Source organism: Nocardia mikamii NBRC 108933 (assembly GCF_001613505.1).
Classification (GTDB): Bacteria; Actinomycetota; Actinomycetes; order Mycobacteriales; family Mycobacteriaceae; genus Nocardia; species Nocardia mikamii.
This window is the reverse complement of the sequence record NZ_BDCM01000007.1, coordinates 150,400-177,386: the sequence shown is the minus strand read 5'-3', so window position 1 is coordinate 177,386 and position 26,987 is coordinate 150,400. Positions and strand designations below refer to the sequence as shown.

The window sequence follows — 26,987 nt, the reverse complement described above, 5'->3', positions numbered from 1 at the left end:
GCTCGATTATTGCTCTATGAGTATCCGACCGGATAGATCGATTTGCAGGAGTACTCGAGGGAACTCTGCGGGGTGGTCGTAATCATCTGCACGCGTGAGTAATTCGGTGCGGAATTTGTCATAATTGTATCGGGTGCCGTCGGAGGACTTCGTGATGGCCCTGATCGCCAACTCCTCCGCCCGAGCCTTGGCCTGCCTCAGATCGGCCTCGATCCGAGCCACCGCGTCGATGTTCGCGGTGGATAGGATCGCAGCCATCTCGAAGCCTTGCTCGGCGCCGCGAGCCACCATGTCCTCGACTCGCTGCCGCAGTAGCGGCAGGTCCAGTTCGGCTGCGGTGGCTCCCGCACGTGCCCACTCGCCGAGCCCCAGCATGTCGGAGATACCGGCGGCAGTCAGTGCGTCGTGGATCGAACCCAGGCGGTGCATGCGCTCTCGGGCCAGGTCCCCCATTTCCTGAATCTGTTGCGCCAGCTCACCGGTCGGGACATGGTGGTGTTCGATGAATTGTGATGCCGGCTGTTCGGCGGCTGTCACGACCGCGTCCGGTTCGACACCCAGCCACAGGCCGCGCTGTCGATCCACAAGGCGCGCCATTTCGTCGTATACGAACGGCGTGCCCGGGGGCACCTGAAAGAATCCGGGTTCGGCGCGTATCGCCTGTTGCTCGGGGTCCGGGCCCGCACGCCAGGCACGTGCGAGCCGTGCTGCCGGGCCGTCGGCGGCTATGGTCGGGTGTGATTTCGATGCCGCGGGGACAGGCCCGCGGTCCGCGGCTCGTCGGCGCGCAACCTCATTGCGTCGGGCGGCATCACGCCACACTTCTACCGGTGTGAGTCCGCGCAGCAGCGCTTGCAGGGCGTAGGCCGGATCCGTGAAGTCCGCCGGCGCGCTCCTACCGAAAGCGAGATTCGCCTCCGCCAGGGCTTCGATCGGGTTGAAAACCTCGCGGCTACCGAATGCGGGAGGCGGCTCGGAGTTTCGGCCGCGCGATGCCTGTTTGTGGCGTGACAGGTCCGCGAGAAGTAGTGACTGCCGCGCAGGGTCCGCGGAGATCTTTCCCCACCACCTGGCGAAGACTTCCGGCAGAGGGATGTCTCCGTTCGGGTAGGCGCGGTCCAGTTCGGACATATCGATATCGAATCCGGGTTTGCTCTTCGGTTGATTCAGCCAATGCCGGAATACTTCGAATATGCGGTCGTTCGGGTATGTGGTCTTTTTTACTCTGCTGTATCCGTCGAGCTGGTTCAACCAGTCTTCGAAACTGGTGTCCGCAGGTATGGAAGGGAATTCTCCGAGGATTTTCGAATCGTTCTCGGTCCAGTGGCCGAGTTCTTCGTTCCGAAGCGATCGCTCCGGGTTCTTCAGACATTCGAAATATGTCAGGAGATACCCGAATGTCTTCGCCTCGATTGATTCGAGCTTTTGCTGTCGGTCGTCACTGCGCCCCTTCGGGTCTCGGAGGTGCGCGATTTCGTGCCGCACTACGGTGTAGAGAGGGTCGCCTGTCGGATGGTGTACGAAGCCGTTGCTCGCCGCGACCAAAGCTTCTTGTCCGTATCTTTCCTGGAACAACTGCTCGCTGAGAACGAACAGACGCAGACCGGGCACCATCTTCAGTTGTATGGCGACGCCGTCGGCTTTTGCGTTGATCGGGGCGACGGCCAACACATCGATCCTGAACCCCGATGGCGCGGGCAGTGTTTCGAGTAAAGATTTTCGCTCGGCAAGCGAAGAATCCAGGGTGATCCCGTGCTTGTACAGTTCGAATATCTCGTCGTATTCATCGATGATCGCGTTCCGCACCGAGAGCGCCCCGGCAACCGATAGTTTCTCGAGACCGACCACATCGATGTGGTAGGTATCGAAAATTTCCCAGGCCAGAGCCTGCTTGATGCCGCGCGCCGTCTCGGCGTCATAACTGGGCAGGTCGGCATGCGGTGGGGCCGGGAGTTGCGAGCCATCATCGGTAGGGTGCTCGGAACCGGTACCCGAATGCTGTCGATCCAGTTCGTTCTGTCGCCGTTGTGGGTTGGCGGACCACGGTGTGCCGTCGGGCTGGTGATGGAAAGCTATTGCGCCGTCGGGTATTCCGCCGTGAATGGGCATCGCGCCGCGCCGCGTGCCGGGCTGGGCTGCTGCGGACCGGCCGGGTTCGGTCGTTGCCGGCCGAGTCTCGGCGCGGTGCTGGGACATGAGCTCTCTGGCGTTGACGACGAGCCATCGTTCGAGATCCCGGTCTCCGATCCGGCCGATATCCCCTATCGCGCGCCGACACGCCGCCTCGAAGATCTCTCGCGCCGCCTCAGGTGAACGCACATTCTGTCGAACCCACGGAAAGACGTTGTGCGCGAATCGTTCCCGGAGTAACGCGACTGCCTTGTGGACCTCGCCCTGCGAGAGGTGATCATCGATCCGTCGCCGGACCGGGTCCGTCTCCCGCTCATCGGCCGCGCGCGGTGTTGCGCCGGCCTTCTCGGTCCGGGTCTTCGCACCGGCAGCATCCGAGCGCGTGTCGGGCGACGGTGTGGCGCGTTCGGCGTCGGGCGTACTGGTGTTCGTACCGCTCCAGGGCGACGGTGTCGCCGGTTTGTGTTGCGGCACTACAGGATCCCATGGCATGCCGTCAGCCGGGCGGTGGTGATACGCGTTCGGATCGGGGGCTCGTCTCCGATTCTTCTTCCGCGGCAGGTCGAGCGCCTCCTCCGGGGAGAACGGATTCGCCGGAGCAGCGGAACGGTACAGGCCTCGGCTTCTGGCGAAGGCGAGACCGTGGGGGTCGGCGGCGAACCAAGCCTCGACGACGGGACGGAGATTGGATTCGTGGTGCCGGTAGATCTTGTCGATCAGCCAGCGTCCGCCCTCGGGGCCCAGAGCCTCCGCTCCGTCTCCGAACTCACGCTTATACGCCTCACGTGCGGCGGCGGCGAACATTTCGGTGGTCACGTAGGAGCCGTAGGTTCCTTCGTAGTTGTATTCCTTGGTCGGTGGCGCACAAATATGGCCGAAAAACTGTTTGCGCCAGATGTTCTCGAACCACGGTAGATCGAGTACCGGCGCCCCCATCTGTTCGAGGGCTGCGCGAGTCGTGCCGGGAATTCGGGCTCCGGCCGGCTGCATGTGCACTGCCAGGTCCAGCAGGGACAGTGTCAGGTCCGCGACGGTCTTGTCGCCGCGAGATGTGGTGTTTGCGTGCAGCGTCTCGACCAGATCTGCCGGTATGGGCCGGCGCGTTCGGTGATGTTTGGCGTAGTTGGCGAACACGAGTGGGTGGTCGCGGAACATTTCCATGACTTTTCCGGGCCCCTCGCCGAAGTGGCGTGGAATGCGGGTACCGGTGCGCTCGAGCACGCTGTCACCGAAGATGATGTTGATCGCGTGCCCGAACTCGTGGAACAGGAGGCGGACCTGATCCCACTCGATGGAATCGGGTTTACCCACAGCTGGTTTGGCGTGGTTCATCGAAAGAACTATCACCGGGACCTGTCCGGTGGGTTCGTATTTCGTGATCAGTTGCTCGGTCCAGGCGCCGCCGCGTTTTCCGGGCCGGGCGAAGAGATCCAGCATGAGCAGGCCGAGTGTCCTGCCGTGGGCGTCGACCGCCTCGAATGCCTGGATATCGGGATGATGGGTGGGGATGTCCGGACGAGGACGGAAATCGAGGTCGAACAGTTTTCGCGCAGTGAAGAACAAGCCATCGTGAACGATCCCGTGGTTGTCTTCGGAGGTCATGCCCAAATACAGGTGATCGCGCACGTCGTCGGCGGTCGTGGCGGCTGACGGGACCGACGCCACCGCGGATTGCGATCGCGCGTTGTAGTAGTCGGACGGTTCGAGTTGGTCGCGGCCCGTCTTCGCTGCCGCGTCGCGGTACTCCCGTGCGGCCGTCGCAGCGGCCAGGGGTGCGACATTCCGTATCAATTCCAACGATCGTGCCGGGCTGATGGGCTCGTTGACACTCGCGTATTCGGCGAAGTTGGGATAACCCAGCAGTCCGGCCTTCTCGGCCCGTAGGGCGAAGATCCGGTCGGCAATCCGGGTGTTGTCGAATTCGCCGCCGACACACAGTGTCGTCGTCGCCTGGTGAAGGCGATGTCGGGTATCGGGGTCGTTCAGCCGGTCGATGACGAGTTGCCGGCTGCCGCTCCGGTTGCCGGCGAGCTTCAATATGTAGCCGGGCCGTCCCTGTGCCTCGGCAGCCGCTCGAGCTCTGGCGATTTCACCTTCCGACAATCCGTCGAGTGCCGCCGCATCGTCGAAGTGCAGTGCGGCCTGTTCGGTTGCCTCGCGCTGGTTGTGGCCGTAGGTGTCGTACAACTCGATCAACTCGTCCTCGATGGCGAGTAGCCGGTCGCGGTCCGCGTCGGACAGAACTCGTCGCTCCGGGGTCGAATCCCGATGGATCCGTTCCAAATGCTCTGCCTGCCGAGGTGTCAACTCGAGTTCGTTGCGTCGGAGACGGTCGTGCAGGTCCTGAATTCTGGCACGGAATTTCTCGTTCGATCGCAAGTCGTGCAGATGCCGGCTGGCCCATTTCGCAAGCTCCGGCAGAATCGCGTCTATCTCCGGATCGGCCGTGGCGACAACCTTCGAAATCGTATTGACAAGTGCAAAGGTGTGACCCAACTCCGCGTAGGGACGCACAGTGTTCTCGAATGTCGCAGCCTCCGGATTCGCGACGATCGCCTCCATCGCCGCCAGATCGGTCCTTCCCGCGAATTCGGCCGCCTCCCATATGTGCTGCACGGTGATCCGATCGAGCGGCGGTAACCCGAACGGCTGGTCCGCGGCGGTGAGCAGCGGGTTCGTGCTCGCTTCCGCACCGGCCTGCGCGTTCGCGCCGCGGAGAGCGTCGGAATTGTGGTCGGCGGGTCGGACGGCGGCTGCGAGCGACGGTGGCGTCGGGCCCGGATTGTCGATCGAACTGATCCAGGCGATGCCGGCCGCCGCCAGCGCTTCCCGCAATTCCTGATCGGGGCGTTCGCCGTGGAATACGACGTAGGCGATGTCGGAAACTCGCACACCGCCGTGAGTTTGGGCCTGGATCAGAACCCTTCGGTGAAAACGGTTGCCCTCGTAATCACGGCCGACACCTTCGAGGCCGACATAACCGAACTCGCCGTGCCCGGTCGGCGTCGCACCGAAGGATTCCGGCCGCGGATCGGAGAGTGCGCTCGGTGTGACCGCGGTGAGGGACGGACTACCGAGACAGGCCGTGGTTCGCTCCCGGACCGCAGACTTGAACACGATGTCCGCGTCGCCGTAGTCCTGCACCGGCGCGAAATCGGCTTCGTCGATCCACGCGCGCGACGTCTTGCGAATCCGGCTGTGGATCGGTCGCAGCTCCCCCGGAAGATCCGGACCGTACCCGAACAGGACCTGTTCGAGTTTCTGCCTGTCGTCCAGCGGACCTCGTCCGAGAAAACGCATATTTCGCCCTGCGGTTTCGAACAGGGTCTTGAACCTGCCGTCTCGAATGATTTTCAGCAGATCCGAGGATTTGGCGCGATGCACGATCTCACCCTCGAATGCTTGCTTCAGCTCCTCGGCCGTCAGCGCGTCGAGTTGTTCCGGTGTGATCCCCAGTTCTGCGGCCAGTGCCGCCGACCGGCGAGCATTCCCGGTATATCGCTCGGCATAGGCACGGTCGATCTCGTCGGGGATGAGTCGGTGCGCCTCGGCCCGCAGGGCTGTCGCCGGTCGATTACCGGCTTTCTCCGCCTCGAGAATTCGCTCGAACAGCTCGATCGCCTCGTCACTCGGACGGCTCGGGAACGCCGGTACCGGGGCAGTGCTCGTTGTGTTCTCGGGCCGTGCGGCGGGCGGGGCGGCCACCCGGCTCGTGACCGGCTGCTCGTCCGCGGCCTGCGGTGCGTCCCAAGGTCGCCCGTTCGGCCCATGATGGAAACCCATCGCCCACATCGGTTCTGCCGGAACATGGTCGACCGGTCGTCGGTCGGCGCCGCGGTCGGGACGGTCGAGGATCGCCGGATCGAATTCGGGGGCGACATGCCTTGCTGGGCCGGGGCGTGCTCCTATGAGTGTGGCAGGCGCGGGGCCACCCTCCGGTGCGCCGAGAGCCGCGCCGGTACCGGCCACCCCGATGATATTGGCGAGGAACGGAACTCGGGCGACCGCCGCCGCGCGATGGCGGCGCAGGACGGTCTCGCGCACGGTCCGGATATACCCTTCGGTCTCCGGATGATCGCGGCGCCGCAGGTAGTGGCCGAAGTCGTAGTCTTCGCCCAGTAACTCGTGCACTGTCCCCGCGAACAGCCGCAGCCTCTCGTTGTCGGGTGTGGACGGACGGGTTCGGCGCAGGTGCGTGCGCAGGGCGTCGTCGAGTATCTCGGGAGCGGCATCCGGTGGGGCGGCCAGCACATCCGCGACGACCGATGTGAACCACTGGGCGATTCGCCCCTCCGCCGAGGTCGTGCCCTGGAATCCGTCGCGCAACCGCATGGCGTGACGCAGCTGATACGGCTCGATCCAGTGGTTCAGGAAGCGGTCGTAGACCGCGCGGCAAGCGATCATCGGAAGCAGGCTGTCGCCCGCGTAACGTGCTCGGTGGTACGCCGGTGACTGTCGGTCCAGGGCCCGGCAGCCCGGGTAGTTCGCCCCGAACACCCCCTCTCGCGGGATCGGATCGAAATATTCGAACTCGGCGAGTGTCTGGTACTTCCTGGTCAGGTCGCGATCGACCTGGAGGATCGGTCGCGCCGCCACGATCGCGAGGTACGCATACTGCGGAAGCTCGTCCAGCGACAGCTCGCGTTCGACACGGCCGATGGCGCTGGCGTGCGCCGCGGTCTCCGGGCCACTCGGCCGGTCCGGCTCGTCTGCCCGCATCGTTTCGAGTTTGTAGATCGCCTTCATCTCGCCCGGTGTCCGGGGCCGCGGTTGTGCGAGCAACAACGCTCGGCCACTCGTATTGGGAAGACCGAGAACGGCTTCGGCTTCGAGGGCGGCGGCGGAGAAGGCGGCGAGCACACTCAGCCGGGGCCCACGCTCGGCCACCCAGTTCAGTTGCCAATCCGAGTAATCCTGGCTGTCGATCCAGTCGGGACCATGCTGTTCGCCTGCCGCGATCCGCATCAGGTCCTCGATGTATGCGAAGCTCGGCCCGAAACCGAGTAGTTCCGCTGCGAGCCGGTCGGGTTCGGGCACATACAGGGTCGGCTTGCTGCCGATGGGGTCTGTCGGACGCGATCCGATGTCGACCGTGTGTGCGGCCGGCTCGGACCTCGGAGTACTCCCATACGGGTTTGCCGGTGGCTCAGCTTCCTCGATTCGGGACGTTTGCCGGGGCTCGTCGGGGAGGTTGTGGAAGAAGACGTCACCATGCTGGAAGAGGGTGAAACGCTGTCGTCTTCCAGGGGTGGGTTTGTTGTCCATGGCGTCGTCGAGTTGTGCCATGGCGGTGCGGTGTTCGGCGAGGATGGTGTCGGCGATGTGGAGTAGGTGTCGTGTGGCGGTGTCGGGGTCGGTGGGTTGTTGTTCTCGTTCGGCGCGGGTGTGGGTTTTGGCGGCGAGGTCGCGTGCTGTGCGTGGGTTGCCGAGTTGGGCCATGAGGTGGTGGTAGACCCGGCTGTCCTCGGCCGGGTGCGTGGATTCGTCCGACCGGTGGGTGTGATCGTCGGAATCTGTGGCGGGACGTTTCTCGTCGGCGGCCGGCGCTGGAGCCGCGATCGCTTCGGCACGGCCGGACTCCCGGCCTGCAGCTGCTGCGACAGCGAGTTGTCCAGGCAGGTCCGGAATCGACTCTCGCGCTCCAACGCTTTCCTCGAGTCGGTCGCCGGAGAGCGTATTTCGATGTTTCATCAACAGCGAAGCGAGCACTCGCTGGCCATCGGTGAGTCGACGGTCGCCCGTATCTCCCCGGCCTGAGGTTATGTGGCCGCCGATGACCCTGAGAAATGATTCTGCGACGGCCGCCTTCTCATCGAACTGCAGTCGTTGCTCCGGCGATATCGGCCCATAGATTTTCGGACGAGCATGCGTGGTGAACTGACTTCCCAGCCATCTTCCGAATTCCTCGTCGTACCGATACTCGCGGTTGGCCCTGCCGCGGAGCCAACGGGCGAGCAGAGCGGGAAAGACATCGTCCAGAAGAGCGGGGCCGGCGGCGGCCACCATGGCCAACGCGAAGCGGTATTGGGCCTCGTGGTAATGGTTTGTGCCGCCGAACCTGAAATCGTTGACATAGAACGTGGAAAAATCACGGCCCGTGTAATGCGCGTTGAGTATTACTTCGGTCGCGCCATCTGCGCCGTTCTCGTCCGGCACAGCTTTTATCGATTCGTCCATCCGCCGCGCACCCGCCGCGCTGATCCGGATATCCGGAAACAGATTGCACATGGCCTTGACTCCGCGCAGGAATGCGAGGACGTCGCGCTGCTCGATATCCGGGATATCGGTCCCTACTACGGGAATACCGTGCTGTCGCTCGAAAGCTTTCGCCATGCCCGGCAAATCATTCGGGTCGTCATCGTCCCGGGACCACCCCTCCAGGTGGATTTGCGGTTCGACGTGGTCGAGAACATCTCGCGACTCCGGATCGATGCGTACTTGGGCGAACAGCAGCCGGTACAGCGTCCGCGCCGCCTCCGATGCGTTATCCCATCCGTTGACCTGCACGTCGGCTACCGCCGCACGAGCGGCCCGCTCCGCGTCGAAGCGCTTCGACAATTTCGTACGTCGAAACACCGTGCGCGGCCGGATCACTCCGTCGCCGAGTTGATCGCCGATCCACTGTTCGAACGCAGCCTCGGCGTCGTCGACCGGTTCGGGCAGAGAGCCGAGGAAGTGTGCGAAGAGGTACTGGAATCCACGCGCCGCAACGACGCCGACACCGACGTCGGCGGCGGCACCGATCGCGCCGGCCGTCGCTGCGTACAGGAGTTCGGTTGTAGTCGCGGCAGCCGCGGCGAGCAGCCGCCGATCCACTGTGATGGATTCGATCAGCACACGACCGTGCTTGTCGCCGCGTGCCACGACAGCGACGCCATTTCCGCCGGCCACCTTGCCGACGGTGATGGCGGCTCCATTCCGTATTCCGATTGCGGGGTGCTCGATGAGCATGTCGTGCAGGGCCCGCGACACGTACCAAGCCGAGTCCGGGTCGGTGAAGCCGGCCATTTCGGCGTGCCAGGTATGGTTCGTCCATCCCGTAACTTCCTCGACCGTAGAGCCGCGCAGCAGTTCCACCGGCCAGTCGTGAGATTCGTCCAGAACCTGCATCAGGGAAGTGGCGCGCACATCGGACTCGGGCGTAGCGGCTGCCGGATCGATGGTGTATTCGAACCAGACCGTCTTTCCGCGCTGGTCCAGTGCCACGCCCCAGCGATCGGCGGTCCCATAGATCGCGGCGAGCCCGTGGGTCGGAAACCGCGTGGCGTCCAGCGGTAGGAGGCGGCGGCTGGGGTCGGTGATTTCGACCCGAAGGGTGCTCTGCTCCGATATCTCTGCGCGTACTCGTGCGTGTGCCTCTGTGGTCCGGAATATCGCGTCGAGCAGCGCCGAGAAAGCCAATTCCGGTAGCAGCGTCTGGCTCGGACCTGCGCCCGCAAGCTGGACGATGGCAGCACGGGTGGCCGCGATCAGCTCGGTTTGGCCTCGCCTGATGCGTACGCCGGTCGCCAGGTCTGCCGGTTCGTTCTCTTCGAAACCCTCGGTCTGCGGCACAACCCACATATCGGGCGCCGGCCGCGGCACCTCCTCGGCATCCCACAGCTTGAAACGGACTTCCCGGCTGGGTGGATTCTGGTGCAATGTGAAGCTCCACGACACCGCCGCCCGGTTCACCTCCACGACCCAAGGATCTTGTGGCGCAGGCACACCCGGCAGCCGCCCTGCGGCGTCCGCGGCGGTGACGGTGCAGACCAGCGAGCCGAGTTCCGACGACAGGGCGATCGTGGCCCGCGTGGCGCCGCCGGTGTCGAATGCATCGTCCAGCAATGCGGAGATCAACCGCATCGCGAGCGGCTTACGAGCCGCGAGGGGCCAGTGTCCAGGCAGGAGGGCCTCGATATCGCACTGCCCAGTCGCCCATTCTTCACGGGAGACCGCGTGCGAGGGGCTTTCGTCAGGGTTCCGGGCTGAAGGCGGGTTTTCGTCGCGGGGCGCTGGTGCCGAACCCGAGTTTTCAGGTGTGGCCACACCCGCGGTGTCGGGTGTGGCTGGTTCGTCGGGGTCCTCGGGTATGTCCGGTTGGTTGTGGAAGAACACGCCGCCGTGTTGAAGCGAGGTGAGGCGTTGTCGTGTCGGGGTGGGTTTGTGGTCCATGGCGTCGTCGAGTTGTGCCATGGCGGTGCGGTGTTCGGCGAGGATGGTGTCGGCGATGTGGAGGAGGTGTCGTGTGGCGGTGCCGGGGTCGGTGGGTTGTTGTTCTCGTTCGGCGCGGGCGTGGGTTTTGGCGGCGAGGTCGCGTGCTGTGCGTGGGTTGCCGAGTTGGGCCAGCAGGTGGTGGTAGACCCGGCTGTCCTCGGCCGGATGCGCGGTCTCGTCCGACCGGTGGGTGTGATCGTCGGAATCAGTTGTGGCCGAGCGTGATCTCCTCGGTGTCCTCGGGCCCGGCGCGGCCTCGAGCGGTTGGCGTTCGGGCGACTCACCGGCGGGGAAGGTCACCGTGTAGGTGCCGTCCGGGATGGCGGGTCGGCCTGCCGGATCCACCACGAATGTGCCGTCGACGGCCCGGACGTGCGCTCGGCCGAGTAGTTCTCGTGTGCCTTGTTCGGCGGCGAGTCGGGTCGGGACTTGGTGGTGGATCGGTGGAGCCGGTGTCTCGTAGGTGCCCCCCAGCGATGCGGCCAGGTACCTCGCCCTGCCCAGTACATCGAATCGGCGTGTGACCACCGATCCGGCGGTGATGGTGCCCATGGCCGCCGTCATTCCGATCGCGGTGGGTGTCGCTCCTTGGTTGGCGATGAGCGTGCCGCCCGCGAGACCGGCCAGGGAGTAGGCGGCGATTCGGCTGACGTTGAGGAAGGCACTCGCGCGCCCGAGCCGGTCCTCGGGCACGTTCTGGTTGAAGTAGGCGTTGGTCCGCACGCCGGTGGCTCCCAGGGCCACCCAGCCCGCCGCGTAACCGGCCCCGCCGATGTACGGGTCGTTCGTGACCGCGGTGATCAAGGCGCTGGCCGCCATGCCGGTCAAACCGACGTACCTGGCGGCCAGCAGTTTGTGGATGTCGACCTTGCTCAACCATCGTTTGGGGAAGAAATTGCCGATGATGCCGCCGATCGACGGCAGGATGAATGCGGCGGAGGTCTGCGCGCCGGAAAGTCCGGCCGCGGTCAGCGAGTGGATGAAGAAGAAATGTTGTGCGCCCAGGTATCCGTTGGTGACGACGAGATTCCAGGTGTAGTTGCGCAGGACCTTGTCTTGGTTCAGCGCTTCGAAGCCGGGTACGAACACCTTGCGCAGTCGGTCTCGAAACGATTGCGGCTCAGTCTGTTTCGGCGCGGGCGGCAGCTCGCGAACCCTACGCATCCCTGCCACGTTGACGCCCGAGGCCGCCGAGTCGAATCCGAAGAGCAACCACGGTTCCAACGCCCCCGCGAAACTGTTGCCGATCGTCCGGGAGAGCTGGGTCACGAAGGAGTTGTATTGGCTCAATCCCTGCTGCAACCGGTCGTCGGACCCGATGATCGCGCGGTTCACCCGGGATGCGGCCGGACCGTACAGCGTGTCGGCGGCGGTGTTCACAAGATTCGCGCCGATCAGGGTCGGAACCAGGTACGGCGTGTGGAATCCGGATGTGGCAGCGGCTACGGCGGAGGCGCCGAACATGACCCACTTGGCCCTCTTCATCATCCTGGTGGGTTCTATGGTGTCGGCGAGGTAGCCCATGTAGGGGGCCAGAACGAGCCTCGGCACATCCGACAGCCCTGCGACGATGGCCGCGGTTTGCGGATCGATGCCCATCATCAGCAGAGTCAGGGCGTTCTGGGACGCCGAGGTTCCTATCCCGGCTACCAGTTGGCCGGAGAAGAGGGTTCGCGCCTCGGCACTGTTGCGGACCAGGCGGAGCAGCGATCCGTTCGCTTCGGCAGCGGCTGTCGCTCGCTCGGCGGCGCCGGTGCCGGGGTTCGGCTGCTCGCCCTTCCGGCGTGCCGGATTGGCGTGGCCATCGTCGCCGGCCCGCGGATCGTCGGCGAAGACGATGGTGGGGTCTTTGCTCAGGTGTGCGACGAGTCCGGTGCGGTCGGCGCGAGCGGTCGTACCGCGAGGCAGGTCGAGGGCATCCTCGATCTCGGGGATTTGTCCGGCGGCATTCGGCGCTCCCGCCGCGGACCTGCGCAGAATCTCCGCTTCCGCCGTGCGCTCCGATCGCCCGGCTGCCGGTGTGGCGCCGCTCGAGGCCCACGGGGTCGCGCTGCCCGCCTGTTCTTCCCCGCTTGTGGTAGGTGCCGGCTTTGCGCCGATCGCGCCCGGGTCCGGTTGCTCGGTAACCAGTACCTCGTCGGCCGACGAAACGGCGCCCGGGTAAGTGCGCTCGGACTTTGTCTCGGTCCGGGCTGCGCGTTGTATTTCAGCCTCCGCTTGCGCATCCGTATCGGCGTGATCTCTCGGCGAGCGAGCGGCAAGATCGTGGTCGGCAGCACTCCCGACCGCTCGCTTCGTCCACCGTGACGGGGTCGTCACAGCGCCATCGGCACGGATCGCGCTCGCTCGCGCTGCTGCCAAGGCCGGCGAATCCGTGGCAGGCGGTGTCGGCCGGGCCAGGCCGAGGAAGCGTGCGGCGGCATCGACGAGATCCGCGATCTCCTGTGGAGCGTTGGCGCGCGTGGCCAGTCGCCGAAGTTCGTGTAGCTTGTCGTCGCTGTCGGCGGCGCGCCAACCGGGGGTTGATTGATCTTGTCCGAGAATCGCGGGGAGATCTGCTTCGAGTTGGCGGGTATCCGCATCCAACCGGGCGAGTTCTTCCGCGGTGGCTCCATCGCTCATTGCGCGCTGGGCGCGGTACTCACGGTCGAGAGCTCGTCCCAGCCAGCTGGGAAGCTTCTCGGCGCGGACCCGAGGCCAGTCCTCGTCGTCGAGGAGGCGCAACTCCATTTGCACCTGATCGAGGACCTGTAACAACGCCCCTCGCATTCCCACTATGCGTGGGTCCACTCCGAGTGCCCTCGCGAGATCCACACGCGCACGGTCGGTTTCGCTCCGTTCGTGCTCTATTTCGATCTCGCGGCCGGTCGGGCGGCCTGGATTCGGTTCCGCCGGAACATCGTCCGAGCCCACACCGGCCCGGGGCTCATCGGGTTGGTTGTGGAAGAACACGCCGCCGTGTTGGAAGGGGGTAAGGCGTCGTTGCCTTGTGGGGGCGGGTTTGTGGTCCATGGCGTCGTCTAGTTGTGCCATGGCTGCGCGATGTTCGGCGAGGATGGTGTCGGCGATCTGGAGCAGGTGTTCTGCGGCGGCGTCGGGGTCGGTGGGTTGTTGTTGCTCGGCGCGGGCGTGGGTTTTGGCGGCGAGGTCGCGGGCTGTGCGGGGGTCGCCGAGTTGGGCCATGAGGTGGTGGTAGACCCGGCTGTTTTCTATGGCCGGGTACGCCGGTTCGGCCGCAGTCGCGCTGGGCCGGGCCGTATTCGGTGCGGTGTTCTCCTCGTCGGTGCCTTCCCTCGCAGCCGTTGTTGTTTCGGCATTGGTGGGTCCGGCTGAACCTGGACCCACCGTTTCCTGAGTAGGTTCGGCTCGATGCGCGCCGGACAACCGTCCGAGCCAGCCGCGACCTCGTGTGATGACCCGAAGGGAGACGCGGCCCCGCCTGACGAGAAGAAGAGCGCTGTAACCCGTGGCGGTGAGCGCGGTAGCGGCCGCGGCGATACCGGCGATGGCGTCACCGCCCTGGCCTCCGTGCGCGTTCGCCACGGCGGCAGCCCCCAAGAAGCCGAGGGCCGGTCCGCTTTTCAGGAACAGCCGGCGCGCTGACATCGCCCGGCCTTGAAGGTCCTCGGGGAAGGCGTCTTGTGCGTATTTCGTGACCCGGTTGCCCGCCGCCGCCATCACCATCGCGTCCACGAGCGACGCGGACGCGATCACAGCAGGATCGGTCGTCGATGCCATCAGCGTGAAGAAGCCGGCCATACTGGCGAGTGCAGCCGGATAGAAGGTGGTGGCGTCTATCCGGTCGAGCGCTTTCGGCAGGAAGCCGCTGAGTATCCCGCCGACAGCAGGCGCGGTAACCGCCGCGCTCTTCGCCCAACCCGGCAGGCCCGCGTCGGTCAGAACGGTGGCGGTGCGGAGCCCCATCATGGCAACCGCGGCATTGTTGATCGTGGCGAAAGCGGTGTGCTGGGTGAGGAATTTCTCCCGCCGCAGGGCGCGTACTCCTTCGCCGATTTCCTGGAAAAGGTTGCGTGGATCCCTTCGTGCCCGAGGGGGGAAATCGAACCCCCGAATGTTCGCCAGGTTCCCCCAATAACTGAGAGCGTTCAGGCCGAACGGGGCTGCGGGCGCGACGTCGGCCAGCCCCGCGCCCAGTGCTGCGCCGGAGATACCCGCGGCGGATCCGGTGCTGGTTATCAGGCGGTTTCCGGAATCGAGCTGTGATTTGGTGAGAAGATTCCGCATTTCGTTGAGGAAGGTGCTTGCGTAGAAGGTGGCCGCGGTGGCTTCGACCAGTGTCGCCGCGGTCAAAGCGGCGCCGAGATGGGGAGCATTGGCCAGCACCAGCCCGGTAGCAGTGGTCGCGGCTGCCGAGCCGACCCACAGCGCGGAAGTCGCCACCTTCTTCGGATCCCAGAAGTCGGCTCCATAGCCGGCCAGCAGTTCGAGTGCGCCCGGGACCCATAGCGCGGCGGCGGCCATGGCGGTGGTCGTCGTCGATTCCCCCCGGCCCAGCAAGACATAGGTGAGTCCCGAGGACGCTGCGGCGGTGCCGATTTGGTTCACGAACTCGCCCGGCAAGAATTTCTCGCCGAACAACAACTTCGTGAACGGCTTGTTGACGGTGAGCAGTTCGCGTTTCGACACCGTCGCGTCCGTCCGGCCTTCTTGCGGTGCCGGCTCGGTTGCCGACTGAGGACGGCGCTTGCGAATCCAGCGCAGAAACTCCCGTCGCCTCGAAGCGGCGATCTCCTCAGCGGTCGAGCCCGCTGTGGGGGCCGCGTCGCCCTTGGGAGCCGGCGCCGCTGGTTCGTTCGGGTTGTCGGGTTGGTTGTGGAAGAAGACGCCGCCGTGTTGGAAGCGGGTGAGGCGTTGTGGGCGGAGTGCGGGGTGGTCGCCGACAACGTCGGTGAGCTGTGCCATGGCTGCCCGGTGTTCGGCGAGGATGGTGTCGGCGATCTGGAGCAGGTGTTCTGCGGCAATGCCGGGGTCGGTGGGTTGTTGTTGCTCGGCGCGGGCGTGGGTTTTGGCGGCGAGGTCGCGGGCTGTGCGGGGGTCGCCGAGTTGGGCCATGAGGTGGTGGTAGACCCGGCTGTTTTCTATGGCCGGGTACGCCGGTTCGGCCGCAGTCGCGCTGGGCCGGGCCGTATTCGGTGCGGTGTTCTCCTCGTCGGTGCCTTCCCTCGCAGCCGTTGTTGTTTCGGCATTGGCGGGTCCGGCTGAACCTGCAGGGGCGGACGACGGCCGCGCCCCGATCGTGGGTTCGGTCGATGCCAGGCCGCGTCGTTCGGCCTCGGCTGCGGCCAGCTCGCTGATCTTGTTGTGAAGCACCGCTTCACCCTCGGTCGGTGTCAGGGTGTCGACCTCGGCAGCCACTACCGATTCCGCCTCGGCCTCCTGCGTATCGAGGGCGCCGTCCTCCTGGCGGATGCCGTACGAGCTGAATTGCTCTGCCATCCAAGCCCGCAAAGCTGGAATGTCGTTGGAACCGTAACTCTCTCGAAAGTACTGTTTGACCACCTCGTACGGTCCCGGCGCGTCGTCGGGCAGGTGCCTGCGCAGCAGATGCGCCAATTCGTGAACAGCCAGGCAGAAGTACACCCGATCGAGATCGACTCGCAGCCGTCGGGCAGCCACCTGCTCTATCGCGTCGGCGTGCATTCGCGCCGGTGCGGTAAACCACAATTCGTTGAATTCGATGCCGGTGATGGAAGTTTGGCCGAATATACCGATGTCCTCAGGAACGATCTTGATTTCGGGCACGTCTGCGAGGATCGGGAATCGGGCGATCATGTGCCGTATGCCCGCAATGAGCTCACCAGCGGTGGCCGCAGTGATGCCGGGGTTGTCGAGACCGATGATCGCGATGTCGTGGTCGGCCAGTAGCGCCGCGGCCATGGCCGCCTTGGCCTGTTGTTCCGCCGGCGTCACCGGGCGGTACTCGGCCGTGAGTTGCTGCCGGAGCCGGTCCCTCCCGACCCGGCGCTGCGGCGCGAGCGTGGTCAGCAGGTGATGAAGCACCTGCTCTCCGACCGATGTGTCCTGGGGAGCGTGTTCCATGGCCGCGAAGGCTCCCGCCAGTGCGTCGGCACTATCCAATCTTCCGTGTGCGTCGGGTCCGTAAGCGCGGAACTGGCTTGTCGACCAGGCGTATGCGTCACGCGGAAACCACGGCGTCGGCCCCTCATGACTGGCCGCATGGTGGTCGATGAGCGTTGTCTTGGCATCTCGTTGTGCGGTCCGCCGAGTCGCTACATCGAGGGCGTAGCCGAACTCACGGCGGACGAGCCCGAGCACCGGCTCCTCGACGGCACCCACAGCTCGCCCGCTGTCTATCATCGCGGCCCATTCCGCAGCGAATTGCCCTCGATGGGCTGCGACGGTGTCGGACACCGTGATCGACCGCGTGAAGGGGTAACCGGTGCCGGTTCCGGCGACCTGGTCGCTGACGGCGAGCAGATGCGTCTGCGGAATGGGGCCGAATCCGATCTGAAGCAATTGGACGTGCGGGTATTTCGTCAGCAGTCGGTGTATCGCCCGGGCTAGATCGCGAACGAGCTCGACTGTTACGCCGGGTAAGTCGATTCCGAACATGTGGACGGCGTCTCTGTCCCACAACTCGGCGGCGACCGCGGCGGCCGTGGTGCAGGATGCGAACGGGTCGGCCACGGCCCGATCGACAGCACCGGCCGCGACCACCGAATCGCGTGCCGCACGCGCCAGACGCCGATGTTGCTCACGTAATTCCTCCGGGTAGCCGGGATCGTCGAACGGCAGACGCTGTTCTGGGGTGGCGATACGCCAATGGCGTTGGAGCCGGCCGTTGTGAATTCGGCCGGCCAGGTCGTCGAGGAAGTCGTCGGCCGAGATATCTGTCCCGGAATCCAGCGCGGCATGCACGAATCGCACTGCGATGTCCGCCAATCGCAGATGTTCGGACAGCACATCGCTCGGAAGGTCGTGAAATGCATTGGTGGAAGCCGACATTCGGTCGCTGCCGTTGTGCGCTTCGATCCAGGCCGGGTCGGTTGTCGTGTCGAGTGCCGCGCCGTATCCGGTGGTTTCACCGGGTGGTTCACTGGCCGCTGCCGCGTACATTCGAGCCGCCGATCCGGCGACCAGCGCACGCGGAAGGGGGGCGGGAACGTCGCTGGTCGTCTCCTCGGATCGGGACTCGGATACGCTCCCCTCTCCCTGGTCCGCTCGGCCGGTCGCTTCGTCGGTTTCGCGCAGCACCGGGTTCGCGGCCAGCGTGGTCGCCGAGCCGCGATCGGCCGCCGCCGGCGGCGTGGGCAGGCCGGATTTCCGGTGGGGGTCTATGCGCGCATTGGGTCCGTGAGGGTCGTCCGGGTTGACGGCGGTGACCATTTCGGGAGCGAAGCGGTTGCCCGAAAGCTTTCCGATCCACGATTCGCCGGAAGGCGTCGTGCGAGCGAGACCCTGTCGCGATCGTCGGGTCCAGGGTAGAGTGCGCGGGTCCACGGGTGTGGATACGTCCGTGCCCGACGCTGATTTCCACGGTGAAGCCTCCACGGCACCCGGCGCGATATCGCCTCGTCCCGAGCGGTCCGGCGCGGAGATCAGCACCACGGTGACGTTGTCGCGAGTACCGGCCTCGACGGCGGCGGTGGCAAATCCTTGCGCGGCGGCAAGGAGATTGCCCGCTGTTCGCGTGAGTTGCGCCCGCACCTGGTCGGCGATCGCATCCGGCGAGCCGATCTTCTTGATCGGACCGTCGGAAACGAGCGCGACCACGCCGCGGCCGGTCATCTGGTGGGCGGTCGGATTCGGTTCGCGCCATTCGTATTTCATGCCGAGGCCACGGGTGAGCGACGACGCGCGCGGCATGCGTGCGGCCTCCTCCGCACTCACGCCCATCAGGTCCATATAGCTCTGCAGAGCCGAATCGTCGGTGGTCAGCTGGATCGCGGGCCCGCCGTCGAGTGGAATCCAGTAGGCCCGGGAGTCGCCGGCGCCTTCGGTGAAGACCTGGGTCGGAGTGACCAGTGACAGCACGATCGTGCTCACCGGCGGCATAGCGCAGCCGGGGAACTCCCGCGCGATCAGGTCCAGCACCGCATCCTGGGCCGCCTGGCTCGCCTTCGCCAGTACGGTGGCCGGATCCCAGGTCTGTCCCGTCGTAACAGCGGCGGCCTCCCGTTCCAGGACCGCACATGCCGCGGCCGAGCCGACGGCAGCAGCACGGTCGCTGCGGATCGCCTCCCCGGAGGCGCCGTCACAGACCGCGGCAAGCGTCACCCGTTCACCGTTGATCACCGCGGTCGCGATGGCGAAGTCGTCCTGGTTCGTTTTCCGGCGACCGACGTCGGTGACACCGGCCGCGTGGCCGAGGTCGATGTCCTTGTGCGGCGCCGGAGGCGGCAGGTCGAGCCACGGCTCTCGACGGTCGGCCGATGCGAATGCGCCCGGTGTGCTGGGCGCGGCCGCCTGCACCTCCAAGGCTTCCAGGAGCTCGCGGACCTGGCGATCGGCCTGGCGAAACTCGTCGACAGTCTGAGCGATTCGCTGTTCCTGCGCCGAAATGTTGGCGGAATTGTTCCGGTCCATCAGGGCCATCAGCCAGTGCCGTGCCGCATCGGCATAGGAGACCAGTGCTTCGACGCGGGGAGTGGCGGGCACTGATCGCGGATTCTGCGCGAGATTCCACAGCTCGTAGGCGGCGGTCCAGGCGTGCCGGATCCGCTGGACCTCGGCGGCCCGCGCCGAATCGGATTCCAGCCGAGCCGATTCGGCGGCGAGTCCCGCTATGGTCTGTGCCAGATCGGCGACGTCGACGCCGTCGAGCAACGCTGGGTCCCGCGCCCACGGTGACGTATTCGTCGGCGCGGCATCTACGTTCGCCGCATGGAAGGCGAGGGCCTCGGTGGCGGTCCGGTATCTGTCGATCGCTTCGGCAAGGTGGTGTTGTCGCGCGGTGGCACTGTGAGCGACCTGTCCGGCGGGGAGATCGTCACCGAGATCGGTCTGGGCGACCCGCAGCCAGCGGTCCACCGCCCGGGCAAATGTCTCCAACTCGGTGCGCTGGACCGGCGTGACCGGCGCGGCACCCGGCATCAGTTTGTCCAGCTGGGCGAGGATGGTGGCGAGGTGTGCGCGCAGCGGATCGTCGGCCTCACGGAGTTCTTCGGTGATCGCCGCATGGATCCGCGACAGCCGCGACTGCGACTCGGACCGGGCGGCGGGCCGGGTGGGCGACACCCGGCCATCGGCCTGCGGGCGGACGGCGCTGATATTCTCGCCGCCCCGCGGATCGTCGGCGAATACCAGCCAGGGATTGCCCAGCTGTCCGGGGAGGACGGCGGGAGCCCGATCGTGGTCGAGCTCCCCGAGCCGGTAGAACCTTTCTTCGCCACGCGCAGCGGAGCCACGTCGCTGCGGGCGAACTCTCCCAGATGTGCCCTGGGGGGTGGTTTCGTCGGCCGGCCGGCCGGCGGCGTTGTCTGCTGAACCCTGCTCGTCTGCCGGATTGTCGGTTCGACCGCCGGTGCGCGGAGCCGGAATTCGGCTGCGTACGGCCAGCCCGCCATTCACGTCGATCAATTGCCGAAGCATGGCGCGACACGAAGCACAGTCCTGCAAATGGGTGTTGACCCGGTTTTCGGCGCGCTTGCTACGCAGCGGTCCTCGCACCCAGGCTCCGAGCTGCTCGACAGTGCCGCGGCATGTTTCGTTCGGTTCCTGCGGAAGCTGCGCCTGCAGGTATGCCGCTCGCAGTTCCTCCATTGCCCGGTGTCGGGCCACATTCGCGGCATTGGCGGAGGGCGCACCGATGAGCGCCGCCAGTTCTGTCGCCGGCAACTCGATGTTGCGCAGGACCAACCGTGCGCGTTCGGTCACGGTGGTCAGCGCCTGTCCGAGGAGGTCTCGGTCCAGGTTTTCGAGCGCCGTATCGACGAAGTTGACCGGATCGTCGTAGCGAGTCATGTCGTCGCTCAACGTGACTCGCTCGTTGTACGAGGCATTCATCGCTGCCGCGCGGCGACGCAGTGCGGTCAGCACATATGCCCGGAACGCGGACTCCGGCCCGGAACCATTCATGAGGGCGGCGAGCGTTGCCTCGAAAGCGTGCGACACCAGTTCCTCTGCGTCCGCGTGCGGGAAGCGGGTCCGCGCGTATCGTCGAACGGCGTCGATATGTCGTTCGAACAGTGTGCCGAAGGCCTGGACGTCGCCGTTGCGCACGGCGGCCGTCAGTTCCATATCGCCGGGGGTTTCGGCCGTAGTGGCGGACGCCGCGGTGTGGCGCGGTCCAGGGATCACGAGCCGGGCGAGCGAGGGTGAGGCGCCCGGTTTCGCGGATCCCGATTCAGCCGACTGCTGAGTTGGACGCGAGTGTGGTTGACCGCCATCGGAATCGGCGGAGGTGTTCACGTCGGAGTCGCCGCCGGGCTCGGCCCGGCCCAGCCGGGTGGACGGCGCGCGTTGCGCGTCTTCGCCGATCCACCGGTCCTGCGGGCCGAGTGGGTTCTCGGCGGCGCCGTCGGCGTCATAGGTGATGCAGTGGAAGCCGGCGCCCTGTGATTGTTGTTGCTCCAGCTGTGCCAGGCGTGCGCGTGCTCGGTCACCGCGCAGGTCGTGTTCGACGATCTCGCCGTTCGGTCCGGGACGCAGTTCGTGCAGTAGGAGGTCGCCGTCGCTGTCGGTAGTGAGCGTGAAGACGTGCCCGTCGATGTGGTCCTCGCGAGCACCGGGTTTCTGAATGCTGACCAGTGCCAGCCGAGCGGGGTCCGCGGCGGTGGTGATGCGGGCGGTGAGGCCGTCGAGGCTGGTTTCGGTCCACCGGCCGTGGGCGTACTGGGCCAGTTCACGGGGATGGAAGCCGGTGTATTCGAGGATGGCGAGCGTGTCGGCATCGGGGAGTTGGACGGGTGTGGTGCCGAAATGCGCACGGATGAAAGCGAGCTCACCGATTCCGCAGCTCGCCGGCGTGAAAGTGCCTCGTACGGACGCGGTTTCGAGTGCCGAACGCACCGCGGAATCCACCGCCGCGTCGGCGTCCGAATCCGCGACGGTCGACGGCGAATACGCTGCGACCTCCCGCAGCAGTCGATCGAGCGCCGTGCTCATCCGCTCGTACCGGTGGCCCAGACCTGCGGCACGTATCCGCGGGCCCGAATCTGTCAGCTGCTCCCGCAACTGCCGCAGCGCCGACAGCGGGAGCTCGCGGAGCGTGGACTGGGCCGGGCCCGTCGTGGTCAGTTGCCACAGAGCGTGCGCTTGCCACAGCTCGAACATCGAGCCCAGGACGGTATGGCTTCGTTCGGCCTCGTGGCGGTCCAATTCCTCGACGGTGGGCAGTCCGTGAACTCGCGTCACCGCTGTGGCCGTGGGCAACTCGGACGTCGAGTCCGGGGCCGTGAGCTCGATGGGGGCGCTTCCGGTCATCACCATCGGGAGTCGGCCGGTGCCGGCCAGGGTCTTCTCGATCGCACGTTTGAGCTGTGCGGTGGACCGGAAGGTCGAGCGCAACTTGCGCTCGGACGGTCGCATCAGGGTGAATTCCCGGGCCAACACGTCGGCCATCTCGTTGCCGCCGGGCTGGGCGACTCGCCACCCGGACTTGGGCTCGAACTCGTTTCCTTCCTGGAACTCCACCGGGACGACAACGGTTTCCAACCAGCCGGCGCGGATCGGAATCACCTGTTGCTTCGCCGCCGGCGCGGTGACCGGTGCCGCGTCTTCCCAGCCGGGGATCCCGGCTCGCATCAGGTCGACCGCAACCCGGATCGGTGCCGGTGAATCAGTCGTGTTCCCGTCGTCCGGGACGGAGGAAAGGTCCGGACTCAGCGGCTTCAACCACTTCGAAATGTGTTCGGGCGCTTCGGTTCCGCGCCGGTACTTCAGGTACGCGGCCATCAGATGCTTCTCCAGCTCCCGGCGGAACGACGCCCGGTAGGTGCGTTCCACATCCGTGGGATCCAGTGTCGAATCCACGAGTCCCGACGGCCCGGCGGTCAATTCGATGTAGCGGATTCGCCAGCCGCGCCACAGCGCAGGAGCCAGACTCCGGTCGGCCTGGATCGCAGCTTCGAGCGCCCGCATGTGCCCGCCCTCGTTGGCGACGACCCATATTTCTTGCGGTTCACCAGGTTTCGACGCGAAGCGAACCACCTGTGGTGTGACGACCGTCCCTGCGCGGCGTTCCAACTCACGCGTGAACAGTTCTTCGGATGCCGGGATGATCAGGCGAGACATTGCCCTGTCGTATCGCACCACCAGGGCGTCCAGTTCCGCCAGATCGTTCAGCCGGTCAGTCGCCGCACCACGCCGAACCAGTAGCGGCTCGGCCAGTGCGGCCTGAGTGGCCGGATCGTCGGAATGCAGCCCGGCGAGGGAAGCATCGATTTCGGCAACTTCGGTCCGGGCGATCTCGCGGTGCGTCCGGACGAGTCGTCGCCACGCGGCACGGGAAGCGTCGTCCGGGGTCTCCAAGCCGAGCCGCTCCCATATCGCCGTGCGTCGCTGCCGCAACTCGCGGACGTAGTCGGCGGTCGGATGCAGGGGCTCGCCGGCACTGTCGAACGAGATGGCGTGCCAGCGCGAAGAATCCGAGGATGGGTAGTCCCTGAATCGTTGTGTGGCACCGGTCCGGGAATCGACCAGCACCGGCATGCCGTTCGGCCGATGGATCTCGTATCCCACCGGGCCGTCGGCACGATGCTCGACCACCCACACCCAGGATTCGCGTGTCCGCCGCAGCTCGGCCTCCAATGCCGCACGATCGGGGTACGCGACCGGCCGACCCGAACGGGGATCACCCGGCTGGATCGGACCGGTCGACCCGAGCCGTCCGGCTTCCGCCACGACGGCCGCCGCCAGGGCGAACTTCTCCCGAACCTCGAACTCATCGGTCCGGCCGGTCGCGGGATCGGTTGCCGTCAGACGCACGATTCGAGCGCCCGGCGCACCGGACATGGTGGCGGACAGGTCTTCCGGACGGCGCCCGATCGGGGTGTCGGGTCCGACTGTGTGTGCCCCATCGCCCTCCCGCGGCCGCCATCGCTTACCGCGCGGCCGTGGCCCGACAGGGCGTTCGGCGCGTTCGGCAGCCTCGGCGCGGCCGATGAGTACCCAACCCAGATTGTCGAGGCCGCGCCCCGGCACCCGCTCGGTCTCGTCGGCCCAGAGATAGTAGGAGGCGTGCGGCTTCACTACCAGGCGGTGGGTCAGCCCCGGGCGTTCCGCGAAGTATCCGCCACCCACCGGTACCTCGGTGGTGAGCACGGTGGCGCCGAAGATGGCCGCCGCCGGGCTGATGCCCAGGCCCGCGTTCGCGTAGCGCCCCTTCCGCCCCTGTTTGTGGGCACCCAGATTGGCGACCGGGTCGGCTTTTTCGCTCAATACGAACACCGGTACACCGAAATCGTCGGCATGCCGCATCCGACGGCCCGCTCCGGGGGAACCGGTGAGAATCACCTGGTCGACCTCGCCGGCCAGCCGCATGTCCTGCGCCGCGTAGCACAGCGTGGTCGAGCCGTAACTGTGGCCGATGACGTTGCGCAATCGCGGCGCGGATGCCCCGCCGGGTTGCTCCGCGTAGAACTCGCGGGTGGCGTTGAAGGCGGTGATGTCACGGGCCACGATGTCGCCGCCGACTTCGGCCATCTGCGGTGAGGCGACGGACAGATCGACGGGGCAGTGATAGCCGATATCGACGATCGCGGCCACCGAGGCGCCGTCCGCGCGCCGCGCGGTGATCTCGTAGAGGCTCTGCGCATATTGCGAGCGGTGTTGCAGTCTCCGCATCGTCGAACCCAAACCGTTGGTCATCCGGTTCACGATCGCCGCGCGGTCGGCGTCGCCGATGGACAGGATCACCCGGCCGTTACCGTCGTGCGCCGCGGCATCGTATGCGAGCAGTTGTACCGGCGGTCGACCGGTGAGGCGCGCGGCCTCGGCCTCGATGTCGCGCAGCTGCCGACGCGTCGCGAGCAGGTTGCGCAGTTCCTCGAATTCGGCTCTGGTCAGAACCGGATTGGGAACCCTCGCCTGCAGTTCGGCACCGGCGCGGCGCACCAGGGTGCGAGCGCGCGCGAGACCCACCGCACCCTCGGCGACGGCATGCGGGGCGACTTCGGGCCGCCGTTGCAGGAACCGCCGGATGTCGCGGGCGATCGAGAGCCGGTTCGCCTTGTCCCGCACCGTGAACGGAATACCGTCGGCGTTGCCGATCGCGTATGGATAGACCCGCAGCAGCGCGTACTGCCGATCGGAGAGTCCGAGTTCGACCTGGAGCGGCGGCACGTTCGGGCGGTCGGGGAGGCCGGTGCTCATCGCATGCCACCACGGCGCGACCTTGCCGGTGTGGGCGCGGGAGGTGCCGACGACGTCGGTGGTGTCGACCTCCTGCAGCAGTGTGCGTTCGTCCGCGCCGGAGCCGAAGTGCGCCTGCAGTCCGGCCAGCGCCGCGTCGGCGAGGCTCTTCTCGGACGGGGTGGGATCGGTGTCGGCCGACAAAGGGTCCGGGGTGACGGCGGAGTTCATCTCCGAGCCATCCCCGGTTGTGGTCGGTGCCGGCTTCGCGCCGATCGCGCCCGGGTCCGGTCGCTCGGTATCCGGCAGCTCGTCGGCCGACGCGATGGCCCCCGGGGCGGTGCGGCCGATCCTCTTCTCGCGGCCTGTGTCGTCCGTCGCCGCGGTCTGTTCTGAGTTGCTCTCGGCCACAACGGTATTCGGATTCGCCAGGTCGGCTGTCCGCCGGACCTTGCGGCGTGCGCTGCCGAGGTGGTCCTCCGCGGTATGCGGAGCGATGCCCAACCTAGCGGCGATCTCCCGCTTGGACAGACCCTGTTCCGACAACGCGAGCACGTGGCTCTCACGATTCGACAGAACCGCCCGGCGCGCTATGTCCGATGGGGCCGCGACCGGAGAGGCGGTGCGGCGCGGCGGGGCTTTCGCGGCGCCGGCAGCCGATGACGTGTCGTCGAGCAGGCCCGAGCGACGGGCGATCTCGACGAGCTCCGCGCGGCCTTCGCCGTGGAGCTCGCGGGTCACATCGGCCACTCGTGACTTCAACGAGTCCACCGAAATGCCCAGCTCGGCAGCGACCTCCCGATACGTCAGATCTTGTGCCAGCAAACGGAGGAGTATCCGTTGGTTCGGCGTCAGGCGGAGATCCGCGATCGGGCGGCCGGATGGTTTGCGTGCCCCGGTATCGAGGATCCGCCAAGGCTGGTGCCCCGTGGGCTCCGCCGGCAGAGTGACGGTGACGCCGTGGAGTTCGGCCAGCCTGAGGACGAAATCCCTTGCGGTCGACCACAATTCGAGCGGATCGACGGGAACGTCGCGTGGTGCCGAGCCGCGCCGCGCCGGCCAGAACCTGTCGAGCCGTAGCTGTCGATTGAGGGGGAGTTCGGCGCGTAGGTGGCGCACTTCGTCGGTGGAGACATTCGCCAGTACCAGAGCGAGCCCGTCGTCACCGGACAAGCCGGCGCCGCGCAGCACGAAATCACCGAGCCGCCGCAGGAATTCGGCGGCCGGGCGGTGTTCGGCGATCACATTGCGTGCGACGGAATCAACCCATTCCGCCACCGTGTGGCCACCGTTTACGGCGCCGCGCACCGCCCGTGCGCACACTTCCGCCACAATCGCCGATGCCGAGGCGGGCCCGACAGTTCTGGTAGCCAGGTCGGAAACCTTGTCGGCGAAGTGGGTTCGGAGTGTGTCGGTCGTGATGGACCAGCTGTCTTGCGAGGTGACGGTCGGTCGCCCCCTGACGAGGGCAAGATAGCCCTCATCACGTAGTTGCCGGTACGCCGCTCGGACCGTGGACGCCTGTATCTTCTCCGGATCCAGCCGCCGCATCAGCAGACGGGCCGAGGGCAGCGCCCGGCCTGCGGCTACGTCGCCCGAGAGGATCGCGTCACGCAGATGATGCACGAGCGTCCGACGCCACTGTGGCTGGCCGGCTTCACGGCCTTCGGTAGCGTGCTCGACCATCCGCAGAATGTCGACTATCGCCCGAAGATCGGCGCCGCCCGAATCGGGCAGTGCCGCCACGAGTTCCGGCATCGTGTACGTGGCGATGACCGCGTCCTCACGGGAGTGAACACCTAGTTTGCCGAAAATCCGGTTGCGATAGGTCACGGCCGTCTGCCGAGTCGTGTTCAGCTCGGCCGCGATCTGATCGTCGGTAAGACCGGAGATGATCAGACCGAGGGTCCGCAGCTCCTGCGCGCTCAGGGGAACAGCGGTGCCGCGAATGTCGGAGTGGGAGGGCCAGTCGTCGGCATTGACATCCACCCATCCCGCACGAATGGCGGCGGCCACCAGCCCGGCGCGGTCGCCGATTCCGATCCTCCGCCCGAGGGCTTGCACGCGCTTGTTCACCGCGTCCTTCCCCACGGGCACACCACGCATGGCAGTGAGCGCCTCGGCGATCGCGCGGTTCGACAATCCGGTGGCTACCAGGAACAGCAGGGCGCGCTCATCGGGGGACAAGGCGGGAGTCTGCCGGGGTACCGCCGGAAGTTCGGTGATGTCCAGCAAGCCGCGGCGGACCGCCTCCGGCACCGTCGACGTGCGCTTCGTGACGTCGAGGGTCCGCAGGAGCTGGGAGTAGGTTGTGCGCCCCGTGGCTCGCGACCAGCCGGTCTGTTCGAGGACTCCTGACCATGACACCCCACGGGCGATCAGTCCGA

The 26,987-nt window shown here is 66.3% G+C and carries 1 protein-coding gene (running past one end of the window); it reads right to left on the bottom strand.

What is annotated here, in order from left to right; genetic code table 11:
- Nucleotides 1–6 precede the first annotated feature (6 nt).
- On the bottom strand, nt 7–26,987 hold the 3' portion of the coding sequence (locus NMI01S_RS10045; RefSeq protein WP_157126117.1) for an MFS transporter. Its footprint extends 21,007 nt past the window's final position; only the last 26,981 of its 47,988 coding nucleotides appear in the window; its start codon lies beyond the right edge, outside the window; the stop codon is at nt 7–9.